Source organism: Klebsiella sp. C349492, assembly GCF_042055345.1.
Taxonomy (GTDB): domain Bacteria; phylum Pseudomonadota; class Gammaproteobacteria; order Enterobacterales; family Enterobacteriaceae; genus Klebsiella; species Klebsiella scottii.
On the sequence record NZ_JANQCE010000003.1, the window covers coordinates 95521 to 108898 of the forward strand.

Annotated in this window: 10 protein-coding genes; 2 read left to right on the forward strand and 8 right to left on the reverse strand. The window is 45.4% G+C overall.

Annotation, left to right across the window (positions count from 1 at the left end):
• Positions 1 to 6: 6 nt before the first annotated feature.
• The 7 genes from NWP14_RS13170 to rfbB are packed head-to-tail and all read right to left on the reverse strand — an operon-like array spanning position 7 to position 9138.
• Positions 7 to 3552: a glycosyltransferase gene (locus tag NWP14_RS13170; protein WP_375215459.1), complete on the reverse strand. Its 3546-nt coding sequence runs from the start codon at positions 3550 to 3552 to the stop codon at positions 7 to 9.
• Entirely contained in the window at positions 3549 to 4895 is a 1347-nt protein-coding gene (locus NWP14_RS13175) for an ABC transporter ATP-binding protein (protein WP_375215460.1), read from the reverse strand. Before NWP14_RS13175 ends, NWP14_RS13170 begins: the two co-directional genes overlap by 4 nt.
• Entirely contained in the window at positions 4885 to 5703 is an 819-nt protein-coding gene (locus tag NWP14_RS13180; RefSeq protein WP_095100920.1) for an ABC transporter permease, read from the reverse strand. The genes NWP14_RS13175 and NWP14_RS13180 overlap by 11 nt, the downstream gene beginning before the upstream one ends.
• Positions 5700 to 6245 carry a dTDP-4-dehydrorhamnose 3,5-epimerase gene (rfbC, locus tag NWP14_RS13185; protein WP_375215461.1) on the reverse strand — a complete coding sequence of 182 codons (546 nt, stop codon included), beginning with the start codon at positions 6243 to 6245 and terminating at the stop codon, positions 5700 to 5702. Before rfbC ends, NWP14_RS13180 begins: the two co-directional genes overlap by 4 nt.
• Positions 6246 to 6263: 18 nt before the next feature.
• A complete protein-coding gene (gene rfbD / locus NWP14_RS13190) occupies positions 6264 to 7154 on the reverse strand; it encodes a dTDP-4-dehydrorhamnose reductase (protein ID WP_095100918.1) in 891 nt (296 codons plus the stop codon).
• Between the two features lie 32 nt (positions 7155 to 7186).
• Positions 7187 to 8056, reverse strand: coding sequence for a glucose-1-phosphate thymidylyltransferase RfbA (gene rfbA, locus NWP14_RS13195; RefSeq protein WP_375215462.1), 870 nt, complete (start codon positions 8054 to 8056; stop codon positions 7187 to 7189).
• Between the two features lie 17 nt (positions 8057 to 8073).
• Positions 8074 to 9138 carry a dTDP-glucose 4,6-dehydratase gene (rfbB, locus tag NWP14_RS13200; RefSeq protein WP_375215463.1) on the reverse strand — a complete coding sequence of 355 codons (1065 nt, stop codon included), beginning with the start codon at positions 9136 to 9138 and terminating at the stop codon, positions 8074 to 8076.
• Positions 9139 to 10269: 1131 nt separating this feature from the next.
• Between rfbB and NWP14_RS13205 the strand changes: the two genes are divergently transcribed.
• Both NWP14_RS13205 and NWP14_RS13210 read left to right on the forward strand, forming a co-directional pair.
• The gene (locus NWP14_RS13205) at positions 10270 to 11274 is read left to right on the forward strand and encodes an NAD-dependent epimerase (protein ID WP_375215464.1); all 1005 of its coding nucleotides are present in this window, start codon (positions 10270 to 10272) and stop codon (positions 11272 to 11274) included.
• A gap of 397 nt (positions 11275 to 11671) precedes the next feature.
• Positions 11672 to 11794 (forward strand): small membrane protein, encoded by a 123-nt coding sequence (locus tag NWP14_RS13210; RefSeq protein WP_346431067.1) that lies wholly within the window; start codon positions 11672 to 11674, stop codon positions 11792 to 11794.
• A 397-nt stretch (positions 11795 to 12191) separates the two neighbouring features.
• Here NWP14_RS13210 and ugd read toward each other — a convergent pair whose 3' ends face one another.
• Positions 12192 to 13358: a UDP-glucose 6-dehydrogenase gene (gene ugd, locus NWP14_RS13215; protein ID WP_375215465.1), complete on the reverse strand. Its 1167-nt coding sequence runs from the start codon at positions 13356 to 13358 to the stop codon at positions 12192 to 12194.
• Positions 13359 to 13378: the final 20 nt, after the last annotated feature.

A 13378-nucleotide genomic window follows, 5' to 3' on the forward strand; every position in this document is an offset into this window, starting at 1 on the left:
GGCCCTTTACTTTAAAACATCCAAATAAATTGAAGACAACTCTTCATATTGCTCATCAAAATTTCGAATGTGAGAATGAGGGAGAGTAAGGGGGCTCGAAGAATCTCTCTTCGCAAAATACTCAATCGTTTCTGACACAGCCTTAGATAAATCTTTACTTTCATTATTGAATGGAATCACTAACCCATTCTCGCCAACAATGATATCCTCTGCCGCCCCACCAGCATCACTGGTAATGACCCATACATCACGGATAAGGGCCTCGCGAACGGTCAAACCAAAACTCTCCTTGGATTGTGTTGGATAAAGTAAAACATCAATACCGGCATAAAAATCATCAATTTCAGCTTGAGTAAATGCCGGCACTACCTCGACAGAATTGATACCATCAAGATCGTCCGGACTAAACGATGGGAAACCAAGATTGAGAGTATTATCAACTATGACTAAGCATGCCTGACTCGCCGGAATGCTAGAAAATACCTTCCTGATCAGATGGAAACCTTTAATATTCGTGTTTCCACCCACGTAACCAAACTTCAACGGTTGATGTGGATAACGAACTCGTTCTGATGAAGGAGCAGCGACGCCATTCTTATTCAGACGAACATTGTCATAGCCTTCGCTTTTATACACCTCTGAGGTGAAAAGACTTGGAGCAAGTATTACATCGGCAAGTTTCAATGAACTTCTTTTCTTCATTTGATAATAGTCATCGTTATTATCAAGATGATGACCGCTGTCTAATTTTTTACTCAAGCCTCTGAACTTATGTTTTTCATCAAAACTCAGAATGAATTGATGTTCATATAGCCACCAGTAATCATGGGCGGTAACAACAATAGGGATATTACGCTGATGACAAATGTCAAGCATAGTAACGCCGAGTCCCTGAATCGAGTGAAAATGTACTAAGTCCGGCTTAACCAGATCGAGAACATGTGTAAATTCCGCATCGATGTCATTGTTCACGATCTGCTTTTTCGATGGCAGTACGTCCGGAATAACCATACCGTAGCAGTCTTGCCCATCAAACTCATAGCGGCGCAGTTTATTTAGCTGACCATAATCTTGATTTAACGCCGTGAACACATGAATATCAAACTGTTCAGTTGTATTTAAGCGCTTATTTAGTGCTTCAGCAACAACAGTGGCGCCGCCAAAAGAACGTGGCCCGTAATAACAGTTTACGGATAAAATCTGCTTTTTAGCAGTTTCCACAGGATGATTAAAATCATCAACCAGCGGCATAACCTGATTTTTGGCGATAAATTCCTGGGAGTAGCGTGCCAGTACAGTCTGCTTACCCTGCAGACCAACAGCATGACGTAACTCGGCAGAATCCACTAATTCCTCAATCACTGAAACCCATTGTTCCGTACTATCACACAAGAACCCATTTTCGCCATGATTAATCACATTTGAAAAATTAGGTCGCGGTGAACAAATACATGGAACACCTAAAATTGAGGCTTCAATATATTTAATATTACTTTTTGAATCATTAAATACATAGTTTTCCAACGGTGCGATACTGATATCACATTCATTAAGAATTTTCAGGTAATCCGTATACGGACAAAATTCTATTCTTTCTATCTGCGCCTGCACAACATTGTATTCTTTTGGTAACTCTAAAGTTCCAATCAAGCGGAAATGAACATTTTTATGCTTTTTAAGAATCGCCAGGATCGCGTCAGAAGCTTCAAGGAAATCAACGTTATGCGTGCTGGTTCCAGAACCATAGACAATTCGGATGATATTGTCTTCACTACTTTTTCGTGTTTCTGGTAACAAAGAAGCTGTCACCACGGTTTCTGGATCAAGCGCATTTTCAACAACAAACGCATGTTTTACACCGGCAGCGACCATTTCTTCTGCAAGATGAGGCGTTGATGCGATAGCAAATTTACAACGTGACAATGCCGATTTGTATAAATGGGCACCATCCAGTAAACCCTGGAAGACATCTTTATCCAGCTCATTTAAGGTACGACTATTCCTCATCACTTCAGCATCAAAGATAAGGTCATCGACTTCCCAATACGTCGGGAGATTAAGTCTATCGCACTCATCAAAAATACTATGAACGCTATCAAATGCTGGTACGCGATAAAAAATAATTAAGGAATGGCTTTGTAGCGCATCAATGCATGCCTGCCAGTCATGCCAGTTAAGCACTGTTACAGGTATATTGAGATTTTTAAATAATTCAACTTTCTGGTCCACACGATACTTACGACACTGAGGTATTGATAGCTCCGCGATGATCAATACTCGCAGGCTCAATATCTTAGTGGCATCGAGACTAATTGCAGGTAATTCCTTCTGAACGCGTACTGCTTGCATACTCTGGAATGCCGCGACATGCCTGATTCGCTGTATTGCGCCAGAAATACCTTCACGCTTAAATACCGCCATCCCTTTTTTGTAGGTATAAGCAACACCGTGAGTTTTCGTCACATGCGTTATGGTTTTGGCCGCTTTTTTGGCCCGGCGGAGGTTAAGCATGGCTAAGCGTATTGGTTTGGTTATACGCCAGCTGGTCGATTCCCGCAACGCCTGATTATCAAAACTCAGGCGTTGGATGAGATGTTCTTTTTCTTCAAGCGCGGTATTAACTTCTTGAATATGCTGTTCTTGTTTACCTATATGGCTTTGAAGTTCTTTCAGTCTTTTCTGTTGAGCAAGAATCTCTTTAGTCATATTCTGTTCTGCAACAACTAATTTCTGCCATTCCATTTCTGGATGGAGCTGTAATGAACTCCAAAAATTATGAGTCTGCAGCATTGCAGGCATATAAGTACCATTGTGGGCCTTATTACCTTGGACAACTATCTCTTCGTCACCAACAATATGTCGAACACCGAGAAGATTTGACTTTGCTTTACCCTTTTGAATGATGCATAGGGAGTTTATAAAAGTAACTGAATGAATTTCGCTATAGTCAATGGGGCCTAAATGTTCACATTCATAGTGTTCATAGAAAGGTTGTAAGAATTCGTTAGCACTTAACTCAATCCCCCAATGCTCATGGTTTTGCACATCGGCTAATTTTTTAAGAAATGCCATTGAAGAAAATGGGTCATAGAGTCCCCCTTCAAAGCTTTCCCAGTAGCTACAATGTAAATCTTCAACAATATAAATGCCCTCTTCATTAACCAGAGGGAAGTAAAGCAAGAATGATTTAATAATGTCGGATGAATCATGAGAACCATCGTCGATAATCAAATCAAATGATTGTGCAATATGCTGAATCCGTTTTTTTACATCTTCAGTTGACGAGTTCCCAATAACAATCTTAATCGCATCGTCATTATATTTTAATTTTTCACAATCAGGATTAATATCACAACCAATAATATTCTCGGCGACTGGGAAATACTTGCGCCATATTTCTAGTGAACCACCATTTTGTACACCAATTTCTAGAAAATTCTTGACAGACATTCTGGAACTGAAAAGGTACTGGTGGTAAGTATGGAGATAAATATCCCACTTATCTGATGATTTTCCGTTATGCTCATCATAGAGCTCAATTAAATTTTTCATTCTTTTTCCAGTTTCACATCATCAAACTTAATACCGACCAGTCCCCAACGCACATCACTTGAAGAGACATTGATTATCAAAGCATCATGTAGCCAGTGGTGCTGAACATGGCTGTTTATATCACCATTAGCCAATGAGACCATCATCGAATATTCCCCATTGGGCAGCATCGGCAATGTAAACACATATTCAGCGGTCATTTTCTCACCCGCACCTACAGAAAATGCATTTTTATTGGTGAATGGCAATGTGTTCTCTCCGAATAACACCTGGCCCAAACGATCTTTAACCAGAAAACCTAATATCGGTGAGTCGAATTGCTCATTTATAATCGCAGTAATGCATAGTTTGACTTTTTCACCACCTTTGTACAGGTGGTGGGTGCTCCCGGTAGCCACATCACTGAATGACACATCGATAATTTCACCTGCACCGGTTTTCCAACCATTAGCATCTGATAGATTGTTATCAATACCGTATTGAGAGTTATAGTCGAAAGTATCATTAGCAGTCGCATTTTCAGCAATGGCAAGTTGTGATTGTTCAGTAGAAACATCATCTTGTTTATTATTTTTAATATCATCAAGTTTGGTTTCATCACCGTACACCTCTTGTAAGGTATACTGTAGATACTTTTCTGTAATAGTCTTAGCTTTGCCCGAAGCAATCATTTCACCTTTATGGATCCAGATTGCTTTATCGCATAAATTTATTACTGATTGGGTATCATGACTGACAAACAGTAAAGTGCCATTCTCTTTAAACTTTCTGATGAATCGCATGCATTTCTGGGTGAAAACCGCATCACCAACAGCAAGGGCTTCATCAATAACCAGTATATCAGCATCAACATGGGCGATAACCGCAAAAGCCAGACGGACATACATCCCACTTGAATAGGTTTTTACTGGCTGATCGATATAATCGCCGATGTCAGCAAAAGCCAGAATCTTCTCGTACCTTTGTCTGATTTGTTCATTTGTCAAGCCATATAGAGACGCAGCCATAAAAATATTTTCATGACCAGTAAACTCAGGGTTAAACCCCGCACCAAGCTCTAACAATGCAGCAATACGGCCATTAACCTTCACCGTACCATCTGTGGGTGTTAGTGTTCCGCAAATCATTTGCAGCAAAGTAGATTTGCCCGAGCCATTTCGGCCGATAATGCCAACCGTTTCGCCTTTTTTAAGGGAAAAACTAACATTTTTTAAAGCCCAAAATTCACGGTAAAGCTGTTTACGAGATCGAAAGAACATCTGCATCAAACGATCTTTTGGTGAGTCATAAATTTGATAACACTTACTTAAACCTGTTATCTCAATAATATTATCAGATGACATCTGCAAACCCTTTCCGTGTTTTCTGGAACCAAAGGAATCCAGCCCATGCAATCGCTGCATTAACAATTAACCCAACTAAATACGGTCTAATTTCTGGAACCCGCCCCCAATACATTACATCTCTGGCTTGTTCAATAAATTGAGCCAGTGGATTAAGTAATAACAGTGGCCTTACTGATTCGGGAAGTGCAGATGTCGGGAAAAAGATTGGCGATAAGAACATTAGCACCATTGTGACTATACCAACTATCTGGCTAACATCACGTAAATATACACCTAAAGAACCTAAAAACCAGCTCAGCCCCATAATCATCAAAACTAATGGCAGGAGGATAACCGGTAGCAAAAGGATGGTGATATGAGGCATGCCTACTTCTACAATATAGAAGATAAGCCATACCAGACAACTAATTGAAAAATGGAATAATGCAGCAAATAAATTCACCCAAGATAATATCTCCAATGGAAATATTACCTTTTTCACATAATTCGCATTTGCAAGTATTATAGTCGGCGCCCGATTAATACATTCAGAAAACAAGTTGAATATAATTAACCCTGAAAACAGAACCAATGCAAATGCCGTACGCGACGTGCTCCCCTCACTCCATTTTGCCTGGAATACGACACTAAATACAAATGTGTATACCACAAGCATAAGGACAGGTGTGAAAAATGACCACAGCAACCCTAATACTGAACCGCGGTACCGGCTAATCACTTCACGACGAGTTAATGTGTAAATTAACCGTCGATTAGAAATGAGTGACTTAAATAGCTCCCGGGTTTGATTAACGACAAAACTCATTCATAGACCTCAGCATCAAGGAACAATGCACCGACTTTATCTTTATCGGAAATCAATACATCCTGGTTTGGCCATTGAATGTTTATCGTTGGGTCATTCCAGAGAATACTGCGTTCAGACTGAGGCGTGTAGTAATTGGTCGCTTTATAGACAAACTGCACTCTCTCGCTCAGCGCCATAAATCCGTGCGCAAAGCCTTCCGGGATCCACAGCTGACGCTTGTTTTCCGCGCTCAGCACCACGCCCACCCACTGACCAAACGTCGGCGATGAACGGCGTATGTCAACGGCAACATCGAACACTTCGCCTTCAACGCAGCGCACCAGCTTGCCCTGTGCATGCGGCGCCAACTGATAGTGCAGCCCGCGCAGCACGCCTTTCTGCGACTGCGAGTGGTTATCCTGTACAAACTCAACCTTGCGACCCACCGCTTCATCAAATACTTTACTGCTGAAGCTTTCAAAGAAGAACCCGCGCGCATCACCGAACACGCGAGGTTCAAAAATCAGTACTTCAGGAATGTCAGTTTTAATAATATTCATTTTGTATGCTCGCTTGCTTTACTTACCTGATACTTCAACAACCACGCGCTCGACACCCTGGCGCCAGTCCGGGAGCGTTACGCCAAATACGCGCTGGAATTTCTCATTGGACAGGCGGGAGTTCAGCGGGCGTTTAGCCGGCGTAGGCCAGGCGGTCGTCGGAATACCGTTAACCTCTTTGATAGCCAGCTGAACTCCGTTTTCGCGAGCCACATCAAACACAAAGCGCGCATAGTCACACCAGCTGGTTTCACCGCTGGCCACCAGATGGTAGGTTCCGGCAACCGCTTTATTGCGTAACTCTTCACGGATGGCAATGGCGGTACAGTCGGCCAGAAGCTCGGCGCCGGTTGGCGCGCCGTGCTGGTCGTTAATGATCGACAGCGTCTCTTTTTCACCCGCCAGGCGCAGCATGGTTTTGGCAAAGTTTGCCCCGCGCGTCGCGTACACCCAGCTGGTACGGAAAATCAGATGGCGCGGGTTACCCTGCTCCAGTGCGATTTCCCCGGCGCGCTTGGTTTCGCCATAAACGTTCAGCGGCCCGGTGGCCTCGTCCTCGGAACGATAATGCTCGCCTTCTCCATCGAAGACGTAGTCGGTGGAGTAGTGCACCATCAGGGCGCCCAGCTTCGCCGACTCTTCTGCCAGCACCGCCACGCCCCGGTCATTCAGCAGGTCGGACAGTTCACGTTCGCTTTCTGCTTTATCCACCGCCGTGTGCGCTGCGGCATTGACAACCACATCCGGTTTTACCTGACGGACAGTTTGTGCAATACCCGCAAGGTTGGTCAAATCACCGCACAACTCTTTATCAAAATAGTCCACGGCAACCACTTCACCCAGCGTCGACAGCGAACGCTGCAGCTCCCAGCCCACCTGACCATTTTTGCCAATAAGTAAAATTTTCATTATTGAATACCCTGTATTTTATCGGCAGGCGATTAACGCTCGTTGAGCAGGCGTTTCAGATACGCGCCGTATTCCGTTTTCTTCAGCCGCTCGGCCTGCGCCGCAACCCCTTCGGCAGACAACCATTTGTTACGGAAGGCGATCTCTTCCAGACAGGCCACTTTCATCCCCTGACGCTTCTCAATGGTATGAATGAACTGCGAGGCCTCAATCAGGCTGTCGTGGGTACCGGTGTCCAGCCACGCAAAACCGCGCCCAAGCAGTTCAACCTGCAGATCGCCGCGATCCAGATACATCTGGTTCAGGGTGGTGATTTCCAGCTCACCGCGCTCTGACGGTTTTACCGCTTTCGCCATCTCTACCACGTCATTGTCATAGAAGTACAAACCGGTCACCGCCCAGTCTGATTTCGGCTTCAGCGGCTTCTCTTCAATCGACAGCGCCCTGAAGTTTTCATCAAACTCCACCACGCCAAAACGCTCCGGATCGAGCACCTGATAGCCAAAAACGGTGGCGCCCGACGTTTTGCTGGCCGCCGCATCCAGTTTTTTACCGAAGCTTTGCCCGAAGTAGATATTGTCGCCCAGCACCAGCGCACAGGCATCATTCCCGATGAACTCTTCACCAATGATAAAGGCCTGCGCCAGGCCATCCGGCGACGGCTGAATGGCGTAGCTGAAATTCACCCCAAACTGCGAACCATCCCCCAGAAGACGCTGAAAGGCCGGCATATCTTCCGGCGTGGTGATAATCAGGATGTCCCTGATACCGGCCAGCATCAGCACCGAGATCGGATAGTAAATCATCGGCTTGTCGTAAATCGGCAGCAGCTGTTTAGATACGCCCTGGGTAATCGGATACAAACGGGTGCCGGAGCCGCCAGCGAGAACAATACCTTTCATCCTGCAATCCACCTTAATTAGTTATTCAGACCAAGACGTTCACCGGCATAGGAGCCGTCCAGCACGCGCTGCCACCAGGTCTGATTGTTCAGGTACCAGTGCACCGTTTTCTCAATCCCGCTTTCGAACGTTTCTTCCGGCACCCAGCCGAGGTCGCGCTGAATTTTAGCCGCATCAATGGCGTAACGGAGATCATGGCCCGGACGGTCTTTAACAAAGGTGATCAGGTCGGCAAAGTGGCTGATGTTGCCCGGCTTCTGCTCCACCACTTTATCGAGAATGGCGCAGATGGTTCTCACCACGTCGATATTTTTACGTTCGTTATGACCGCCGATGTTGTAGGTTTCGCCGCTATGGCCTTCGGTGGCCACTTTATACAGCGCCCTCGCGTGGTCTTCGACGTACAGCCAGTCGCGGATCTGTTCGCCGTTGCCGTAAACCGGAAGCGGTTTGCCCGCCAGCGCGTTGAGAATGGTCAGCGGGATCAGTTTTTCCGGGAAGTGATACGGGCCGTAATTGTTCGAGCAGTTAGTCACCACCACCGGCAGACCGTAGGTGCGGTTCCAGGCGCGGACTAAATGATCGCTCCCGGCTTTGGAGGCCGAATATGGGCTGCTTGGCGCATACGGCGTTTCTTCAGTGAACAGGTCATCGGTGCCATCGAGGTCGCCGTAGACTTCATCAGTGGAGATATGATGGAAGCGGAAGCCTTGTTTCTGCGCATCGTTCAGCGACTGATAGTAGTGACGTGCCGCTTCAAGCAGCGTGAACGTGCCGATCAGGTTCGTCTGGATAAAGGCGGCCGGACCGTCGATAGAGCGGTCAACATGGCTTTCAGCCGCCAGATGCATCACGATATCGGGCTGAAACTCACTGAACTGCCCGGCGATCCCCTGTGCGTCGGTAATATCCGTGCGTGAAAACGAATAGCGTTCATTTTGGGCAACGGATGCCAGAGACTCGAGATTACCTGCGTACGTCAGGCAGTCCACGACGCGAACGTCATCCTGGGTATTTTCAATAATATGACGAACAACGGCGGAACCGATAAAACCCGCGCCACCGGTAACAAGGATCTTCATACTTTATCTCGTTTTTCAAATAGTTATATGCTAATTAAGCATGTATCATAAATTTTAGGCACGCTACCGCCATTGGCTATCGCAACCAAAACGCGTAACACTTCTGTACACTGTCATCATCATTTCGGGACTCTCGGACAGCAGGTAACAGCAAACAATTGCCATTTCCCAGGAACTGACCTTTCCGCTGAGTCTTACCGCCACAGGCAAACAGCCCCGAGAGACCCGCGATGAATAACCAAAAACAGAGATATACCTCGGTAGCCATATCTCTGTTTTCAGGCCGTAAGTCGCGCATCAGGCGGCAGATGCGCAGGCGCCACTTTCTCCCTTTTGCTACCGGCTATCCATCAGGACTTTCTCATTTAGCAAGAACCCGGGATCACCGACATCAAAGGTACGTTCGCTGAACGCTGGCTCAACGCGTCAGTAAAGCTGCTGTATGCGTCGCTAAAGCATCAAGGGTAGCTAAACTGGCGCAACGATCCACCCCATTCCTCATATTCTGCCCCCCGAGAAAGAATATCCATTTCAGGGTTTGTAACACAGGTCACCAAATGTTCTGAGGAAGCATTACCCTGCAAAACAACAATGCTGTGATGCATAGATTATCCGCGCATTATAACGCTGGTAACTAAGAATAAAAATCAAAAAGCATGGCGAATCAATTCATGTAAAAAGCAAACAACAAGGATACATTATTTACATAATTTCAAAGAAAAACCATAACCAACTGATATGTAACTAAAAAAAATAAAAACCGTTCAATTAACATAGAAATAACGAGCATTCAGCGGCGAAATACTCGGAAAACATATAATCAGTAACAATATAGTCCATAGGACACGCTCGATCTCGCATTGAGTACTTTATCGGCAGAACATCAATTATTGGTATAAGAAACTATAGGTATTATTATGATGCTAACTTACATTTAAATGATAATGATTTTTATTTGCAAAAAATAATATAGGGAATATAGCGCAGATGCGATCTGCCGCTTCTTAAGCACTCCCCTTCTCTGACTGCTTCATGAAGATCCGGAAACGGGAAAGCAGATGACCCCCAAGGCAACCCGGTGTAAAATCGGCGATTATATATAGCGGGAAACAACAAACCCGGAGGATGAACATGAAGTTTTTAGTCACTGGAGCCGCAGGATTTATCGGTTTCCATACCTGCAAGCGCCTTCTTGAGGCGGGTCATCAGGTTGTTGGTATCGACAACATGAATGATTACTACGACGTCAATCTTAAGCAGGCGCGTCTGGATTTACTGCAATCCTCCCTTTTCAGTTTTCACAAAGTCGACCTTGCCGATCGGGAAGGCATTGCACGACTGTTCGCAGAAGAGAAGTTTAACCGCGTGATCCACCTGGCCGCTCAGGCCGGCGTTCGCTACTCGCTGGAGAACCCTCATGCCTATGCCGACTCTAACCTGATCGGCTATCTGAACATTCTGGAAGGTTGCCGACACCATAAGGTCGAACACCTGCTATATGCATCGTCCAGTTCCGTCTACGGTTTGAATCGTAAAATGCCGTTCTCAACCGACGACTCGGTTGACCATCCGGTTTCACTCTATGCTGCCACTAAGAAAGCGAATGAGCTGATGGCGCATACCTATTCCCACCTTTACGGCATACCGACTACCGGGCTGCGGTTCTTCACCGTATACGGTCCATGGGGTCGCCCGGATATGGCGTTGTTCAAATTCACTAAAGCCATGCTGGAAGGTAAAAGTATTGATGTGTACAACTATGGCAAGATGAAACGTGATTTCACCTACGTTGACGATATTGTGGAAGCTATTGTGCGCGTCCAGGATGTGATCCCGCAGCCGAACCCGGAGTGGACCGTCGAGAATGGCTCGCCGGCAAACAGCTCCGCTCCGTACCGCGTGTACAATATCGGCAACAGCTCTCCGGTTGAACTGATGGATTACATCACCGCCCTGGAAGAGGCGCTGGGAATGGAGGCCGAGAAAAACATGATGCCTATCCAGCCGGGCGACGTACTTGAAACCAGCGCGGATACCAAACCGCTGTACGATCTTGTTGGCTTCAAACCGCAGACGACCGTCAATGAAGGCGTGAAGAATTTCGTCGACTGGTATAAAGAATACTACAAGGCATAATCGCACAATCATTTTCTGAACCGCAGCTGCGTGGCTGCGGTTCTCCCTTCCGGGTATCGTTCTCTCTCTTCCGCTTAGCAGCTATTCTCTGTGGCTAATTTTAGTGACTTTTTCACTTCCGAGCTCTTAGACTCTTGATGAAAGGGATCGAGATTTCCCCATTTATAACTGTCTGAAAATGCCTCTAACAAGCTAAAAGCGTAGTCTTTGCCAAAAATCAGAAGCTAACGCTAAGCTTTTTTATATGCGTAGTTTTTTATTCTTCATAAAAAAACATAATTACCGTATAGGAATTTTCCTGGAAAGAAGCTATGTTATTACGATAAAGATGGTTTCCATCAGTCTTTTAATTTCAACCTAATCATTTATTACCGTTACTTTCGCCTTGGTAGATCTTATGGAAAACCTATTTTTCTTAGTTACTGCTGCCATACTGCTCGCTGTTTCTGTTTATTTTTTAATTTCTTATTTAAAGGATAGAAAAAGAACTAAGTTGTCGTTCAATAAACGCAAATGGTAATTGCAGGATTAGTATACTGACAGAAGAGGAAAAATTTAAGAAAGGTAACTGCACTATTATATTTTCAGTACGGACTCTTTTTATAACAAATCGGAAATCCAGCCAAGAGTATATCAGTTTCCCTGGCCATAAAAATAACAAAAGCCTGCATTGCAGGCTTTGTTTTACCTTCCGGCGCTTATCTCCAGCATCTACATCACAGTGACGGTAGCTCTTCACAAGGTAGATACAACATATCCGACCTGTTCTGACGGTGCAATGGATGGAATGCTAGATTACGGGCTACATCACAATTTTATTGGTGGTAGGGACAGTACAGGGAGAGATAAGAAGGGTCTAAAAGAAGATGGTTAAAACAGACCGGCGGCTGGTACCGCCAGTCATGGTCAGCAAAACGCTAGTCGTTGCCAAACAAGTCGCGGGTATATACCTTATCAGCGACGTCAGCAAGTTCTTCCGCCATGCGGTTAGATACAATGACGTCAGCTTCCTGCTTGAAAGCTTCAAGATCGCGAACTACTCGAGAGTTAAAGAACTCATCTTCCTGCATGACCGGTTCGTAAATAATAACCGGAATACCTTTGGCTTTAATACGCTTCATAATGCCCTGGATAGAGGACGCGCGGAAGTTGTCTGACCCACTCTTCATTATCAGACGATAAACGCCAACCACCTTCGGCTTACGGGCAAGAATAGAGTCTGCAATAAAGTCTTTGCGGGTACGGTTAGCATCAACAATAGCGCCAATGATGTTGTTCGGTACCGACTCGTAGTTTGCCAGCAACTGCTTAGTGTCTTTAGGCAAGCAGTAGCCGCCATAGCCAAACGACGGATTGTTGTAGTGGTTCCCAATGCGCGGATCCAGGCACACACCTTCAATGATCTGCTTGCTGTTAAGGCCCTGGCTCTCAGCATAGCTGTCCAGTTCATTGAAATAGGCAACGCGAAGAGCAAGATAGGTGTTAGCAAACAGTTTAATCGCTTCTGCTTCGGTCGAATCAGTAAACAGCGTTGGGATGTCCTGTTTAATCGCCCCTTCTTTCAGCAGATTGGCAAAACGCTCTGCCCGCTCCGAACGTTCACCGATGACGATACGAGAAGGATGAAGGTTGTCATACAGCGCACGGCCTTCGCGCAGAAACTCCGGAGAGAAGATGACATTGTCGATGCCCAGACGCTCTTTGATATCACGGATAAAACCAACAGGAACCGTCGATTTCACAATCATTACCGCGCCAGGGTTGATCTCTGTAACATCGCGAATGACGGCTTCAACAGTAGAAGTATTGAAATAGTTCGTTTTTGGGTCATAGTCAGTCGGCGTAGCGATAATGACGTAGTCAGCATTACGATAAGCGTCCTGCTTGTCAGTTGTCGCACGAAAATTCAACGGTTTTTCGGCCAGATATTCCTGGATCTCTTTGTCGACAATCGGAGAAATCTTCTGGTTAATCATATCTACTTTGGACTGAACGATATCAAGCGCCACCACTTCGTGGTTTTGCGCAATCAGGATGCCGTTCGATAAACCAACATAACCGGTACCAGAAATAGTAATTTTCATTCGATCACACTTTAATCAGT

Bases quoted from the DNA above. Each gene is read 5' to 3' on its own strand.
- NWP14_RS13170 (WP_375215459.1), bottom strand. From the start codon at position 3,552: ATGAAAAATTTAATTGAGCTCTATGATGAGCATAACGGAAAATCATCA.
- NWP14_RS13175 (WP_375215460.1), bottom strand. From the start codon at position 4,895: ATGTCATCTGATAATATTATTGAGATAACAGGTTTAAGTAAGTGTTAT.
- NWP14_RS13180 (WP_095100920.1), bottom strand. From the start codon at position 5,703: ATGAGTTTTGTCGTTAATCAAACCCGGGAGCTATTTAAGTCACTCATT.
- rfbC (WP_375215461.1), bottom strand. From the start codon at position 6,245: ATGAATATTATTAAAACTGACATTCCTGAAGTACTGATTTTTGAACCT.
- rfbD (WP_095100918.1), bottom strand. From the start codon at position 7,154: ATGAAAATTTTACTTATTGGCAAAAATGGTCAGGTGGGCTGGGAGCTG.
- rfbA (WP_375215462.1), bottom strand. From the start codon at position 8,056: ATGAAAGGTATTGTTCTCGCTGGCGGCTCCGGCACCCGTTTGTATCCG.
- rfbB (WP_375215463.1), bottom strand. From the start codon at position 9,138: ATGAAGATCCTTGTTACCGGTGGCGCGGGTTTTATCGGTTCCGCCGTT.
- NWP14_RS13205 (WP_375215464.1), top strand. From the start codon at position 10,270: ATGAAGTTTTTAGTCACTGGAGCCGCAGGATTTATCGGTTTCCATACC.
- NWP14_RS13210 (WP_346431067.1), top strand. From the start codon at position 11,672: ATGGAAAACCTATTTTTCTTAGTTACTGCTGCCATACTGCTCGCTGTT.
- ugd (WP_375215465.1), bottom strand. From the start codon at position 13,358: ATGAAAATTACTATTTCTGGTACCGGTTATGTTGGTTTATCGAACGGC.